13 protein-coding genes are annotated in these 14299 nt (G+C 52.2%); 9 read left to right on the top strand and 4 right to left on the bottom strand.

All coding sequences use genetic code 11. The features are described 5' to 3' along the window. The first annotated feature begins 42 nt into the window (after window positions 1–42). The 6 genes from FD30_RS05230 (at window position 43) to FD30_RS05205 (ending at window position 6337) form a co-directional block, all read left to right on the top strand. The gene (locus FD30_RS05230; protein WP_056944163.1) at window positions 43–663 is read left to right on the top strand and encodes an HAD family hydrolase; all 621 of its coding nucleotides are present in this window, start codon (window positions 43–45) and stop codon (window positions 661–663) included. A gap of 76 nt (window positions 664–739) precedes the next feature. Continuing rightward, window positions 740–1159: a PTS sugar transporter subunit IIA gene (locus tag FD30_RS05225; protein WP_024747582.1), complete on the top strand. Its 420-nt coding sequence runs from the start codon at window positions 740–742 to the stop codon at window positions 1157–1159. Continuing rightward, window positions 1156–1665, top strand: a complete 510-nt coding sequence (locus tag FD30_RS05220) for a PTS sugar transporter subunit IIB (protein WP_056944162.1) — start codon at window positions 1156–1158, stop codon at window positions 1663–1665. Before FD30_RS05225 ends, FD30_RS05220 begins: the two co-directional genes overlap by 4 nt. A gap of 77 nt (window positions 1666–1742) precedes the next feature. Continuing rightward, window positions 1743–2549, top strand: coding sequence for a mannose/fructose/sorbose family PTS transporter subunit IIC (locus tag FD30_RS05215; RefSeq protein WP_225426487.1), 807 nt, complete (start codon window positions 1743–1745; stop codon window positions 2547–2549). 12 nt (window positions 2550–2561) lie between these two features. Further along, window positions 2562–3383 carry a PTS system mannose/fructose/sorbose family transporter subunit IID gene (locus FD30_RS05210; RefSeq protein ID WP_056944161.1) on the top strand — a complete coding sequence of 274 codons (822 nt, stop codon included), beginning with the start codon at window positions 2562–2564 and terminating at the stop codon, window positions 3381–3383. A 293-nt stretch (window positions 3384–3676) separates the two neighbouring features. Beyond that, entirely contained in the window at window positions 3677–6337 is a 2661-nt protein-coding gene (locus tag FD30_RS05205; RefSeq protein ID WP_056944160.1) for a BspA family leucine-rich repeat surface protein, read from the top strand. Window positions 6338–6403: 66 nt separating this feature from the next. Here the strand turns inward: FD30_RS05205 and FD30_RS05200 are convergent, their stop codons facing one another. The 3 genes from FD30_RS05200 to FD30_RS05190 all read right to left on the bottom strand — a co-directional run bounded on the left by FD30_RS05200 (window position 6404) and on the right by FD30_RS05190 (window position 9357). Then, window positions 6404–7060 (bottom strand): EAL domain-containing protein, encoded by a 657-nt coding sequence (locus tag FD30_RS05200; protein ID WP_024747586.1) that lies wholly within the window; start codon window positions 7058–7060, stop codon window positions 6404–6406. Between the two features lie 88 nt (window positions 7061–7148). Further along, entirely contained in the window at window positions 7149–8072 is a 924-nt protein-coding gene (locus FD30_RS05195; protein ID WP_056944159.1) for a metal ABC transporter solute-binding protein, read from the bottom strand. Between the two features lie 187 nt (window positions 8073–8259). Beyond that, window positions 8260–9357 (bottom strand): LCP family glycopolymer transferase, encoded by a 1098-nt coding sequence (locus FD30_RS05190; RefSeq protein WP_056944158.1) that lies wholly within the window; start codon window positions 9355–9357, stop codon window positions 8260–8262. 368 nt (window positions 9358–9725) lie between these two features. Here FD30_RS05190 and FD30_RS05185 point away from each other — a divergent pair, with 368 nt between their 5' ends. From FD30_RS05185 to FD30_RS05175, 3 genes are all read left to right on the top strand, one after another. Beyond that, the gene (locus tag FD30_RS05185; RefSeq protein WP_056944157.1) at window positions 9726–10673 is read left to right on the top strand and encodes an AEC family transporter; all 948 of its coding nucleotides are present in this window, start codon (window positions 9726–9728) and stop codon (window positions 10671–10673) included. A 186-nt stretch (window positions 10674–10859) separates the two neighbouring features. After that, the gene (locus tag FD30_RS05180) at window positions 10860–11531 is read left to right on the top strand and encodes a 2,3-bisphosphoglycerate-dependent phosphoglycerate mutase (RefSeq protein ID WP_056944156.1); all 672 of its coding nucleotides are present in this window, start codon (window positions 10860–10862) and stop codon (window positions 11529–11531) included. A 115-nt stretch (window positions 11532–11646) separates the two neighbouring features. Continuing rightward, entirely contained in the window at window positions 11647–12876 is a 1230-nt protein-coding gene (locus FD30_RS05175; protein ID WP_056944175.1) for a serine hydrolase domain-containing protein, read from the top strand. A 62-nt stretch (window positions 12877–12938) separates the two neighbouring features. On the opposite strand, the gene FD30_RS05170 is transcribed toward FD30_RS05175, so the two are convergent. Then, window positions 12939–14273 (bottom strand): C1 family peptidase, encoded by a 1335-nt coding sequence (locus FD30_RS05170; RefSeq protein ID WP_056944155.1) that lies wholly within the window; start codon window positions 14271–14273, stop codon window positions 12939–12941. Between the last annotated feature and the right edge of the window lie 26 nt (window positions 14274–14299).

Below are 14299 nucleotides of genomic sequence, written 5' to 3'. Positions count from 1 at the left end.
TTTTAGTGGGATGACGGAAAAACCGGAAACGAGGCAAGTAAAATGAAAAATTTTATCTTTGATATTGACGGAACGTTACTCGACACGGAAGCCATGTACATGAAGTCGCTACAAGCGATTCTCCACGAACGGGGCATCGAGAAGCCCTACGCGGAACTGGCGACCATGTTCGGGATTCCCAGTAAGGATGCGTTGCTACGATTGAAGGTGCCGGATTGGCCAGCGGTCTTGAAGTTGTGGGGGCCGCGAACGCAGGAGTACCGGGACACGGTGGCCGTCTATGCCGGCGTTAAGCCGGCGCTTGGTCAGCTCATGACGTTAGGCTCTCGGTTAGCCGTGATGACCTCGAAGCGGCAATTCGAATACGATCGCGACGTGGTGAGCGAAGGGTTGGATGACTACTTTGCCGTGAAGGTGGTGGCCGAAGATGTGGCCCACGGCAAGCCGGAACCTGATGGTATCTTACTCGCGATGGAACGGCTAGGCGTGAAGCCGGCCGACACGGTTTATGTAGGGGATACCTTATACGACCAACAAGCGGCTCACGCGGCCCACGTCCAATTCGGCTTTGCTGCGTGGAACGGAACGCGACCCACGAACTTAACGCCCGACGTCAGTTTCTTGACGCCACAAGCGATGGTGCAACTGGCACAAAATTCTTAGGGGTGGTGGCTGGAAACGCTCTTTTGTGCTATATTGAATTCAGACTAAATAACGGAAAAAGTGAAGGGGTGGCAGGATGCTGGCCATAATCGTAACCAGTCACGGGGAGTTTTCCCGGGGGATTCTACAGAGTGCCGAAATGATTTTTGGTAAGACCCAGAAAGTCGTTGCCGTACCGTTGGCCGCTAAAGAAGGGGTCGAAGACCTGGTTAGCCACTACCGACTCGCGATTCAAGAAATGCAGCCGAACGATGGCGTGTTGTTCCTGGTCGATCTGTGGGGCGGGTCGCCGTTTAATGCGGCGAGTCGCATCGTAGCAGAGCACCCGGACCAGTACGGCCTACTGGCTGGCTTGAACTTACCGATGTTGATTGAAGCCCTAGCGTTGCAACAACAGCCACTAGCCGATGTGATTCCGCACCTTGAGCGCGCGGCGCAGGGGGGCATTCGGCACTTAGATTTACAGATGGACACGGGAGATGACGACTTACTATGACAATGGCGATTCAATTGGCACGCGTGGATGACCGGCTTTTGCACGGTCAAGTGGCGACCGTGTGGACCAAGGCGATTCGGCCCAACCGAATCCTGGTCGTCTCCGACAACGTGGCTCAAGACCACTTACGTAAATTATTGATTATGCAGGCCGCGCCGCCGGAGGTCAAAGCCAACGTGATTACGGTGGCGAAGATGGTTCAGATTTACCGGGATGCCCGGTTTGATCAATTTCGGCCGCTGGTTCTAACGGAAACGTTGGGAGAAATGGCCGAGTTAGCGGCTCAGGGCATCGATCTGACCGAGACCGGCGTGAACGTGGGGAACTTGGCCTACACGGTCCATAAGACCATGTTGACCCCCAGTGTCGCGGCGGATACGGCGGACGTGACTGCCGTCCAACAGTTGGTTGCGGCAGGCGTGAACGTCTATACGCAGACCGTGCCGACTGATCGGCAACAGGCATTTTTAACGTTAGCTACGAAGCAAGGGTTAACGGCGAATTAGAGGGCATACCTCACTCGGGTCGTTCCGGGCGGGGTATTTTTGTGAGAACATTGTGACAGAAGTTAGGAGGCGTCATCGTGACCGGAGCTATCATTGCTATCTTAATCATTGCCTTTCTTGCGGGAATCGAGGGCGTCACTGACGAGTGGGAGTTCCAGCAACCCATCGTGGCCTGTACCTTGGTGGGCCTGGCGGTGGGCCAGCCGTTAAGCGGCGTGACGTTAGGCGCCACGTTACAGCTGGTCACACTGGGCTGGATGAATATTGGTGCGGCCGTTGCCCCAGACCCCGCGTTAGCCGCTGTAGTTGCGGCTTGGTGGGTCAGTGGCCCGGCGCACTTACCGGTGGCTGCGGGCGTGATTTTGGCGTTACCCCTAGCCTGGGTCGGACAGGTCTTGACCCGGCTCTTACGCCACCTGATTGTCCCGTTGGTCGCCCAAGCGGACCAGGCCGCGGCGGTGGGGGACTTACACCGCATCACACGGTTACACCTGTATAGCGCGGCGTTGCAGGGCCTGCGGGTCATGTTGCCCACGGCGGTATTGCTGTTGATTCCAGCGTCCGTTCTCCGGCAGGGGTACCAGTGGTTGCCCACTTCCGTTCACGGGGGGCTACGGGTCGCCGCCAGTATGTTGGCGGTGGTCAGCTTTGCGATCGTGATCAACATGATGGCGACCAAGCAGGTCTGGCCGTTCTTCTTCCTGGGCTTCGCGCTCGCCACGGATCAGCACCTCAGTCTGATTGCGTTAGGTATGATTGGCGTGGCACTAGCCTTGATTTATGTCTCGATTCAACCCACGGGGCGGGGACCACAACCGCCGACGGGAGGCCAATCTGGGGACACCACGGAAGATGAGCTTGACCGGGAATTAGACGACTTGTAGGGAGGGTCAACGATGCCAACCAAAACACCCCAGACGTTAACGCTGGGAGATCAATTGAAGATTTTTGGCCGCTCTGGTCTGGAACAGGCCGCGTGGAACTACCCGCGTCTCCAGAACTTGGGGTTTTGCTATATCATGATTCCCGCTATCGAGCGGTTATATGCGGATAAAGCGGACCGACAAGCCGCGGCGACTCGGCATCTGGCGTCCTTCAACACCATGCCCTACATGCAGTCGTTGATTACCGGGGTGACCCTATCCTTAGAGGAACAACACGCCCGGGGCGACGCCGTCTCAGCAGCGGATATCAACGCCATGAAAGTGGGGATGATGGGCTCGTTGGCTGGCGTGGCGGACCCCGTGTGGTGGGGAACTTGGCGCCCAATTTTGAGTGCCTTTGCGGCCAGTTTGGCGCTAAGCGGCTTTGGTATCGTGGGCCCGCTGGTTTTCTTTATCGCGTGGAACTTAGTCCGGTTAGGTTTTCGCTGGTGGGCCCAGCGCTGGGGTTACCAGCAGGGTCTGCACGTGATCGATTATCTGGGCAGTGGGATTCTCCAGAAGCTGACGTTGGGCGCCTCCATCGTGGGGATGTTTGTCATGGGCGCCTTAGTTCCGCGGTGGGTCCGAGTCCAGTTGCAATTCAGCTGGACCACCAGCACCCATACGGATTACACCTTGCAGAAAGTTCTCAACCAACTGATGCCGGGTCTGATTCCCCTGGTCTTGACGCTAGGCTGCGTCTGGCTACTGCGCCACCACGTGAAGCCGTCCTGGTTATTGGGCGGCGTACTGGTCATCAGTCTGGTGGGCTATGCGCTGGGGTTGTTAAACTAGGATAAAGTTAAATGCTGGTGCTGACCGCCCTCACGGGTTATACGTATGCCGAAATGATTTAGGAACTATGACTCAACCACGTCTAACAGTGAATCTTCACGGGTTGGGGGACGGAATTTAAATGACATCTAACAATGGAACGCTGGCCTACTTGCGGTAGGAGACAGCGTTTTTTTAACCCTTCAGTTAAAAGTGGATTTCTTCACTAATTAAACGTTTTGGGGACGATGAAGGTGCTATACTATTAACTGTAAAAGCGCTTACATGGCCAGCTGATGGTAGGAGGAATTGAGATGTTTTGGAAAACCGCTATTTGCTTATTGACCGGCTTAGGTTTGGGGGTGGCCGTCCCTATGAACGTATCGTTGGAGGAGAAAACCCCAGTGGTGCAACCGACGATGACGGTTCATGCGTATGGTATTCAAGATGCTTCTGGAATCATGGGGGAGGGATGTCGATGGCGTTTTGAAGCGGGAATTTTGTACCTCGAAGGGGGGACCTTACCCAATTATAATGGTGATTATAATCAGGACTTTGAAGTTCCAGCGAGTCCATTGATCTCAGCCGTTTCCCAGGCGACAGGGCAGTCCATTCGGGTCGTCGAATCAAGCATTCGGCAGATTGAATTTACAGGTAGCGTAGTGGCTGGTAAGGATTCACGAGCACTGTTTGCGGGATTTCGTTTTTTAAATTATATTCATGGGTTATCGTATTTAGATACTAGTCAAGTTGAGAATATGTCTTACTTTTTTGCTAAAGAATGGAATTTTACTTACCCGGATCTTACGTCTTTAAATACCCAAAACGTCACGGATATGTCTTACATGTTTTGGGACAATGTTGCTGAAGGCCCCAACCTTGACCTTTCGAGTTTTGATACGCGTAAGGTCACGAACATGAAAGGCATGTTTAATACATGCCATTTTGATGATACCTGGAATTTGACCAGTTTCAATACGCAAAATGTGACAACTATGGAGGGGATGTTTGAACGTAGTCTGGGCGGGCATCTGGATCTTAAAAACTTTGATACCCAAAATGTGACCAATATGGCCAATATGTTTCGAAGTACTGACGTGACGGGAACCGATTTTTCTAACTTCAATACTGAAAAGGTGACCACTACTAAAGGAATGTTTGCAGATGGACGCTCAACTCAGTTAGACTTTTCGAATCATCAATTTCCACATGTCACCACCATGGCAGGGATGTTTGCGAATAATCATGACTTGCAACAGCTTAATGTTGATTATCTAACGAAAATTGGGGCGGCAAGCGGTGGTGTTGACTTGTCGCAAATGTTTGCCTTGAATGAGAATATGACCCAATTAACTCTGAAAGGATTGGATACCTCTCATGCGATAACGCTAGCTGGACTATTTAAGGAAGATAGCAGCTTAGCTGATTTAGATGTCAGTGGCCTGGAGACTGCAAATGTTAAGGATATGTCGCAGATGTTTGAGGGACTAACTAGCATGGACCAATTGGACCTCTCGAATTTTGACACTGGTCAGGTTACAGACATGTCAGAGATGTTTGCGGGCCTAACCAGCATGTCCCAATTGAACCTTTCGAACTTTGATACCAGTCAAGTCGCGAATATGGCACGGATGTTTTGGGGATGTTGGAGCTTGGCGAAATTGGATCTTTCAAGCTTTGATACCAGTCAAGTCACGAACATGTCGCAGATGTTTGCTGTCTTAGGCGTAAAGGCCTTAGACCTATCGCACTTTAAAACTGAGAAAGTCATTGATATGACGAATATGTTTAGCATTGATGATGCAACGCTGGAGGAGATGGGGGTAACGCCAGAGCAGTTGCCAACGAAGATTGAGAATCTTAATCTTGCGGGAATAGACACGCGAAATGCGGATACTACGAAGATGCTTAGTAATCTGTGCAATCTGAAAAAGCTTACGTTGGGACCTAAAGTCCAATTTGTCACTCATCAAAATCCAGACTTAGCAGAATTAACAGCTAATGAAAACTATACTGGAAAATGGCGTTCCACCGCTGGCGGGCCAGGTATCACCAGTTCGGCACTGGTTCAGAACTATGCAACGGCAGGTCAGCCTGTGACCACGTATGTCTGGCAGACAGTAGGGGATCCTGAAGAACCAGTGAAGCCCGTTGATCCTGAAGAACCCGTTGACCCTGATCAACCAGTGGATCCCGAAAAACCTATTAATCCGGGCACACCAGTAGTTCCTGACACACCGGGGATATCGCAGCAACCAGTTCTCCCGGTTACCCCAGATTTTAATGTGGTGGTGAGTCAACAGGACCAACCCGTTGCACAAAAGCGTGTTATCGCGGTTAAGAAAATTGGCTTTTACCGAACACCAACCTTTACCAAGCAAAGTCGAATGGCTTGGTTCAAGCGACAGCCGCAGATGAAGCAGCCGCAATTCAAAGTTCTAGGAAACGCAACGTCTAAACAAGGGAATCCTCGGTATCGTGTTCGTGATGTGAACCGATACTCGCCGACTTATAGGCAAGTGGGCTACATCACGACCCGGTCAGCCTATGTCCAGTCAGCTTACTACGCACATCCAGGACAGACTGGTGTGGTAACGGTCATCAATCCTAAGGGTGTCAATGGCTATCAGCGGGTAATGTTAAGCGGGAAGATACAGCATTACCGGCAAGGTCAGCAACTTAACGTTAAGCGGGTGACGCGTCAGGGCCAAGCAACGCGTTTCCAGCTGACCAATGGCCAATTCATTACCGGTAATAAGCAGCTGGTTCAAGTAGGGAAGCGGTGGATTCCGCGACGGGTAACGGTTCGTCGGCACATTAATCGTTATTCAACCGTTAATTTTAAACACCGGAATGGACGTTATCCAGTGCGTCGAGTTCTAAAAGTCTTGGGTTGGAACTACACGCAGAATGGTACGTTACGGTATCGTGTGGCTGGCGGTTACATTACAGCTAACCCAACGTATGTACGGTAAGAACAGAGTGAGTTTTAAAAAAACGGTCTCAGGAAAAATCCTGAGGCCGTTTTAATTATCCTAAATCTAAGCTGGTAAGCTGGGTTTACCGTATAGGTACCCTTGGTGGATGGAGATTCCGAACCGCTTGGCCAGTGCTTGGTCGGCGGCGTTTTCGACCCCCTCCAAGATCATCCGTAACCGGAACGTTCGGGCAATCTGGGACCAGAAGGCCAGTTCATAGGGAATCCGCTGGTCACGATGGGTGGCCCGCAGGTTCTGCATGGCAAACTTGATTTCGTCTACGAAGGGGAGGAGGTTCCGGATGTTGGCGTACGTGTTGGAACCGGTGCCCACATCGTCGATGATCAATTGAATACCGTATTGGTGCAGGACCGTGCTAAAGCGCGTTAGTTCGTCCAGCTGGGGAGCTTCGGTCAATTCAATGGTCAAGTCCACGTTAGTGAATTGCTTTTTGAAGAGGACGATGGCCCCCAGAGTTCGGGGGTCGTGAAATTGGGCGTTGTTGAGGTTGAAGGCCAGGGTTTGCTGACTGGCGGCGACGTTTAACGCCGTGGCCGTCTCAGCTAACAGCTTGATCTGGTCGGTCACTGAAATCGCCGTAAATGAGGCGGGTAACACCCAGTTTCGGTTGACCTGTTGGCGTAAGAGGGCCTCATACCCAATCACCCGTTGCGCGTCCTGATCGATTTGGGGTTGGACGAAAAAACGATAGGTCGGCATGGTGGTTCACTTCCTTTTGTACGAAGATGCGTTCACCTCTACTTTAGCACAGTTTCGACGGTTACGAGTAGTGGGGCTTCAGTCGGCGTTAGCGCTGGTCGGCTTGAATCCGGGCTAAGTCAGTGTATTGCTGAGACATCCACTCTACGTAGGTCTGGCCCTGAGGCTTGGTCTCGGTCACGTTCAGCACGGGGACTTGTGATTGCTTGGCAAGGCGAACCAGCTGCTTGACCGTGGGAGAACTGGCTTGTTGGTTGTTGACTAAGAAGGCCACTTTACGGTGACGAATTGCCGTTTGCAGGCGTTGTAAGTCCCGGGGGGCGGGGTCCGTACCGTTCTCTATGGCCTTTTCGAACCGGTCACTGATACGTTGGTACCCTAGGGCCTGTAGTGCAGTATCGAAGACGGGCTCGCTGGCAATGACTGGTTGAGCCTGCTGAGAACGTTGTAATTGCTTGATTTGACGTTGGAGGGGCTTGAGCTGCTGCTGGTAGGATCGAGCCCGTTTTTGGTAATAGGCCCGGTACTTGGGCGCCTGTTTGCCGAATTGCTGGGCCAACGCGGTGGCAAGCTTGGGCATGGTTTCTGGGCGGTACCAGACGTGTTCGTTCGCCCCGGTCTTTAAGCCCAGGACATCTTCGCCCACCCGTAGATACTTGGGGGCGTTCCGGTCACTGGCGACCAGCTTACCTAGCCAAGCGTCGTAGCCCAGTCCGTTACCCAGGACCAGGGTCGCGTGATTCACGGTCGTGGCGTTTTGCGGGGTGGGTTCGAAATCATGCGGGTCCACGCTGGCACTCTTGATGATGGTGTCGACGGTCCCGTGTTGGCCCAGGACGGCTTGAGCGACTTCCCCGTAGAAGTCCAAGCTGGCGACCACGTGGATCGGTTTCGTGGTGCTAGTTCGTGAGGCAGCGGATTTCTGGGTGGATTGGCACCCGGCTAGCAGCAAGATAGCCAGTAGGGGAAGCACTTGCCAGAAGCGGGTAAGGCGCGGAAAACGTGAGAACATGTTGAAAACACTCCTTATTTCTAAATGGTAATAATTACTATTTAGATATTACGGGATTCGCTACGCGCTGGCAACCCCTAATTTTGCGAAGAATGAGTCGTTAGTGGGGCTAAGCCGTGGCAAACGGGGGATTTGGCAAATAAAAAAGACTGAGAAAAAATCTCAGTCTTGATCAATCGTGATTGAATTAGTAACCAGTTCCCGTCCCGGTGGTATCCTGCGAAGAATTTAACGCATCCGTGGTGAACTTGGTTGTTGGTTCGAGGTCTAGGGTCTTCCGAATGTGGTTGGAAACACGCTTAAGTTCCTTATTCGGCGCGACCTGGAAGGCGATTCCATCGATCATGGCGTCGTCCCCCTGTAAGGTCTCTGACTTGATGTGGTGCGAGGCGTCACCGTACTTAGCCCGAATCTGCATCAGATCGTCAAAGCTCAGGTCCGTCTTCAGGTTCCCCTTGAGGGACGTTAGGATCTGCTGGTACCGGGTGATGGAGGATAATCCCGCCGCCTTGACCACTAGTTTCTGGAGAACTTGGCGTTGCCGCTTTTGCCGGCCGTAATCGCCTTGGGGATCATCGTAACGCATCCGGGAGTACGACAGAGCCTGCTTCCCGTTCAAGTGGGTCTTGACGCCCTTCTTGACGTCGGCTTGGGCGTACTTGAAGGTCAGTGGTGGCGTTACGTCGACACCGCCTACCGCGTTGACCATCTTTTCCAGCCCACCCATGTTGACGATGGCGTAGAAGTCGATCGGCACATCCAACAGGTCTTCCACGGTCTTCACCGCACCGCTGGGTCCACCAATCGTGTAGGCAGCGTTGATCTTCTGGATGGACGCGTTCGCGCCGGAACCCACCGTTACCCGGGTATCCCGGGGAATACTGGTCAGGTAGGCCGTTTCCGTGGTGGGGTTGATGGTGGCGACCATCATGGTATCGGTCCGCCCCACGTCAGACCGTCCCAAGGCCCCCGTGTCGGTTCCCAGGAGGAGAATCGAGAACGGCTTGTTTTCCTTTAACACGGCCGAGATGTTACGGCTCTTGGACACACCAGAAGACTGGTAGGTCTGGTCAAAGGTCTTTTTGGCCGAGGTCCAAGCGTGGTAACCATAAGCTAGTCCGCCCCCTAGGAAGACCAGCAGGATTGCCACGATGACCCACAGGAGTGGGCGGTGGGGATGAACCTGGGGATGTTTGAAGTGTGAGTTATAGTCGCTACGCCGATCATAGACTTGTTCGAAGTCTTCCGGTGACCGTTGCCGGTTACTTTCATTATTTTTGGGCATTTTAATTTCCTCATCTTTGTCAAAATCTTTTCCCATTATAGAACGGAACCGGGCCGATTGGAAAGGGCGGGGCAGTCCTTAACGGGAATTTAAGCAAACCCCTGAGTCTAACGATTGCCTTAATGCACTTATTAGACCATAGATTTCGCCTTTCGTAAATGGTTTGACCGTTAAGATACCTTAGCCATCCCGCAAGCGCTAAAGGGGATGGGGCCGGACTTTAACGGACTGTCAAGAAAAAAGAAGACGCGTAAAGGCAACACTTGTAAACGGTTACGATAATTCACGAATTGGGTGGCATGCTATAATAATTGGGACGACTTAAGAAAGTTTAATTTTTTTCTTACGATTAGCGAGGGGGGCCAAATATGGCCGTATTCATTCGAAGTGTTTCGGGTGTTTTGATTATTCTCGTGATGATTGGGCTGGGCTACGTGTTATCCCGGCGCGGGTGGTTTGACGATCAAGCACCTAAGTTGATTGCCCGGTTGGTCACCCAGATTGCGTTACCGGCTTATATGATTAGTACGATTACGACCAAGTTTTCGGCGACAACGTTGAAAGAGACCTTGCCTGACCTGCGCTTTCCGGTCTTATCGATGCTGATCATGTTCGGGCTATCGATCATTGCGTTCCATCTGTTTCGGATCAATCCTAAGCACCGGGGATTATTTGAGTCCATGTTTTTGAATTCGAACACGGTGTTTGTGGGGCTGCCGGTCAACGAAGCGTTGTTCGGGCCCAAAAGTCTGCCGTTTGTGCTGGTCTACTATATGGCCAACACCACGTTCTTCTGGACGCTTGGGGTCTATCTGATTCAACGCGATGGCCAGGGAGTGAGTCAATTTAACCTGAAGACCACGTTGCAGAAGATCTTCTCACCGCCCCTGTTAGGTTTCATCGTGGGGGTCATCTTGGTCCTGTTAAACATTCAGTTACCTCACTGGATCATGCAAGACTTCCAGTACGTGGGCGGTTTGACGATTCCGTTGTCGATGATCTTCATTGGAACGGCGATTGCGGGTGCGGGCCTACAGAATATTCGGGTAAACCGGGATAGTCTAGGCATCTTGCTGGGGCGCTTCATCGTCGCCCCCGTGTTGATGGGCTGCTTGGTCCTGCCAACGGGGATGCCGCTATTAATGAAGCAAGTCTTCATCTTACAGGCGGCGATGCCGGTGATGACTAACGCGCCCGTGGTCTCCAAGCTGTACCATGCGGATTCGGATTACGCGGCCATCATGGTGACGGAGACCACGTTGTTGAGCTTAGTGGTGATTCCAATCTTGATGGTGATTGTGCAGCACGTGGCTTAAGACTTAAAAATCCCTGTCTAACCGGCTTTTCCCAGGAATCTTAATGGGAAGGGCCGGTTTTTCGAGCCGCTAGCGTTTTTTGGAGGCGACCGGTGCTTGTCGTGAAAAAACGAACAGGTTGGCTTAGTTTCGACTGGCGGCTATGGTATCATAGGCTTTGTAAGCAGTAAGAGAGGATGAGGATTGATGGCAACGCTAGTGATTTTACGGCACGGCGAAAGTGTCGCCAATCGAGATAACGTCTTTACGGGATGGAGCGACGTCCCGCTGACGTCTAAGGGTCGCGAACAGGCTCGCATTGCGGGGCAAGCGATTGCCCGGACCGGACTGCAGTTTGGGGCGTTACACACGTCGATGCTTCAGCGCGCCATTGTGACGGCCAACCTGGTATTAGAGCAGATCGACCAGTTATATATTCCGGAGTACAAGTCTTGGCGGCTGAACGAACGTCACTACGGTGCGTTACGGGGCCACAATAAGGACCAGGTCCGCGACCAGGTCGGGGACCGACAAGTGAAGATCTGGCGGCGGAGTTTTGGCGTGGTTCCGCCCCTCTTGGAGCAGGTGGACCAAGACCGGCGTTACGACCGCTTCGGCCCGCACATCGAGCCTCGAGGAGAAAGTCTGGAGATGGCTTACCACCGGCTGATGCCGTACTGGGTCGACCAAGTCGCTCCCCGGTTGTTGGCGGGGCAGAACCAATTGATCGTTGCCCATGGCAGTACCTTACGGGCCCTGATCAAATACTTGGATCGGGTCCCCGATGCCGACATTAGTCAGGTCGAGGTCGCGAACGGGGAACCTATTCGCTACGAGTTTGACGACCATTTGAAAATCTTGAAAAAAACGCTTTTATAACGGTTTTTATAATAACCTTAAGTTGGGACAAACAATCAGGACAAATGATTGTTTTTGCCCAACTTTTTTGTATAATCTGGAAGTAAGAGTTGGGTTTCAAATGGGGGAGAAAAAATTGAATAAACGAAATCTAGGGCATTGGGTGATTTTGATCGTCGTGATTTTGGGGATCGGCGGTCTGGTTTATGGAATGCATCAACTCGATGCCAATGACCAAAAACAAGTAACGGCAACTAACCGGCAACATGCGAAAGCTACCCGGACAGCCTTGGCTAAGGATGCGGCGGAAAGTAAGGCTGCGCGGCGCCACCAAGTCACCGCCTTCGACCGGGCGAATAAGGGCCAACAAACGCCGCTTTTGACCGCGGAAATCACGCGCCAACTGAAGGCTAAAAAATTCGTGGGGACCGCGTTAGTGGTGAAAAATGATCGGGTCGTGTACCAGAAGGCTTATGGATACGCTGACCGGGCCCAGAACCGGAAAAATACGGTCAAGTCCCAGTACTTGATCAACTCGATTCAGAAATCGTTGACCGGGCAACTGGTGATGCGGGCGGTTCAAGCCGGCCAGCTGCGGTTGACGGATAAGCTGAGCCAGTATTATCCCCGAATCAAGCACAGTGACCAAGTGACGATTCGGCAAATGCTGGATATGACGGGGGGCCTCATGGGCAACATGGCGCCCACCACGACCTTAACGGAAAATCAAGCCTACCAATACGCTGCTCAAAATGCGCAAGTTGTGCCGGCTAAGCTGGGTCGGTTTGACTATCAACCTATCAGTTACGTGTTATTGGCGGGGATCTTACATCAGGTGACCCATCAATCCTATTATCGGTTGTTCTATCAGCAGATAGTCACGCCGTTGGACTTGAATCATACCAGTTTCGCGCAACTACGGCGGTCCGCTAAGCACCGGATTTTAGGATACGGTGGAACAGCACCGCGGCAGTACACGCATCCGCACACGCCGAGCGCGACGGATATGGCGGCCCAGATTGCGACTGGGAATGCGACCATGAGTGCTGGGGACCTCTTTCGCGCAGAACGGGCCATCATTCAGGGCACGCTCTTGCCGACGCCGGCGGGGGCCCAAGTCCTGCACCAGGCCACGACGAATCTGCATTACACGGGTGGCATGTACCATTTCGACCAGTTAGGGTATTACGGTCACGGGATGGGGGACTATTATGAAAGTACGTTTGTGATGAGCCGGAACGGCCGGACGGGCGTGGTTCTCCTCTCGAATAACTTTAAGAAGAAGACCATGTATCCCAAGTGGTCAACGGAGCAAGTGGCCATGGACCTCTTTGAACGGGTCAACGCCGCTAAGCACCTTAAATAATTGGATAACTAAAAGAGACGTTAGGACTTTGCGGTCCTAACGTCTCTTTTCTAATACTTAAATTAAGCTAACGCACCCATTGGATCCCAAGGGGCTAAGACGGTTGGTTCTTCCGTCTCTTGAATCTTCCGTAAGTCATCAGGCAGGAATTGCTTGTTGACCACGACTTGGTAGCAGTACTTGTCCATCCAAGCGTCACTCATCACGAAGTAACCCTTAGTTCCGACTTTTTCACCCCAAGAGTTTTCAACCTTCCACTTCGTAGGTTGACCATCGACCAGGTCGACACCAGTCAGAACCATGGCGTGCGTCATCATGCTTTCGCCGTAGTCCAACTTGTCAGCCTTAGAAAGGTCGAAGTCCACGTTGAAGAGGTCGTCTTGGTGGTAGTAGTTAGGATCCATGATCCCTTTTTGCCGGTCAGATTCTTGACCCACATCACAACCGAACCAGACGGATTGACCCGCTTGAAGTTGCTTGATGGCCAGTTGTTTGAAGTCGGCCATGGAGACGTTCAAATGCTTAACGGAACGACCACCCACAACGTTACCTAACATTTCCACCGTGTAGGTGTGGTTGTAAGGCTTGTCGGCAGTAGGGGCGTTGATGATGGAGACGTAGTCGGATAAGTTCCAGCCCACGTACTTGTCGAAGAAGCTCTTCGGCGTCAAGCCCTTGTCGATGTGGTAGTTCTTGTCATCGTCGCGGTATTCGAAGTCGAATTCGGAGACGGGTTCGCCTAAGGCAAAGCTTAAGATGCGGTAGTCTTCCTTTAACATCTTGTCCTTAGCGGCGGCGATATCGTCAGCACTGGCGTTATCAGCCACTAACTTCCGTAAGACCACGGCGTCCTTCCGCAGCTTCAAGTTCAGCGTCTTGTTGAGCTCGCTGGACTTAGAACTGTTGTAAGTTTCGGGCATAACGGACTTAGGCACGATCCCATACTTTTCGATGATGGCGCACAGCATGTCCCATTGACCACCGTCTTGTTGGGGGGTCGCCATTAAGAAGGCGACCTTCCGGCTAGACGTTGGTTGGTCGGCAGTTGCCAAGACGTTTTCGTAGAAGTAGTTAGCTTTTTCGAACTTGTCCCAGAAGTTGGTGTAGTTTTGGGATAATTCGAAGTCGCTTAACTTGAAGAGGTCGGCAAGGTGGTGCCGCATGGTGTTTAATGCGGCGAACATCCAGCACCGGCCACTTTGCTTTTGGTTCGCAACTTTACCGGTATCCAAGTCAATGGAGAAGACGGGGGTCATATCCCGGTCTGACGCAAAGTCGGCGGCAGTTGCTAAAATCCCTTGATGGCTAACGGCCCGTTCCAACACTTGAGCGTTGGTATCGTTCGCTAGTTCTTTTTGGTACGCAGCGGTTTGGGCTGCAGTGATTTCTTTACTCACTATCTTCACTCTCCTCACTATTTTAT

The sequence above is a fragment of the Levilactobacillus namurensis DSM 19117 genome, from assembly GCF_001434785.1.
GTDB lineage: Bacteria > Bacillota > Bacilli > Lactobacillales > Lactobacillaceae > Levilactobacillus > Levilactobacillus namurensis.
Note: the sequence above shows the minus strand (reverse complement) of the source record. Positions and strands in the feature narration are given on the sequence as shown.

Bases quoted from the DNA above. Each gene is read 5' to 3' on its own strand.
- FD30_RS05205 (WP_056944160.1), top strand. From the start codon at position 3,677: ATGTTTTGGAAAACCGCTATTTGCTTATTGACCGGCTTAGGTTTGGGG.
- FD30_RS05185 (WP_056944157.1), top strand. From the start codon at position 9,726: ATGGCCGTATTCATTCGAAGTGTTTCGGGTGTTTTGATTATTCTCGTG.
- FD30_RS05220 (WP_056944162.1), top strand. From the start codon at position 1,156: ATGACAATGGCGATTCAATTGGCACGCGTGGATGACCGGCTTTTGCAC.
- FD30_RS05200 (WP_024747586.1), bottom strand. From the start codon at position 7,060: ATGCCGACCTATCGTTTTTTCGTCCAACCCCAAATCGATCAGGACGCG.
- FD30_RS05195 (WP_056944159.1), bottom strand. From the start codon at position 8,072: ATGTTCTCACGTTTTCCGCGCCTTACCCGCTTCTGGCAAGTGCTTCCC.
- FD30_RS05230 (WP_056944163.1), top strand. From the start codon at position 43: ATGAAAAATTTTATCTTTGATATTGACGGAACGTTACTCGACACGGAA.
- FD30_RS05190 (WP_056944158.1), bottom strand. From the start codon at position 9,357: ATGCCCAAAAATAATGAAAGTAACCGGCAACGGTCACCGGAAGACTTC.
- FD30_RS05180 (WP_056944156.1), top strand. From the start codon at position 10,860: ATGGCAACGCTAGTGATTTTACGGCACGGCGAAAGTGTCGCCAATCGA.
- FD30_RS05225 (WP_024747582.1), top strand. From the start codon at position 740: ATGCTGGCCATAATCGTAACCAGTCACGGGGAGTTTTCCCGGGGGATT.
- FD30_RS05210 (WP_056944161.1), top strand. From the start codon at position 2,562: ATGCCAACCAAAACACCCCAGACGTTAACGCTGGGAGATCAATTGAAG.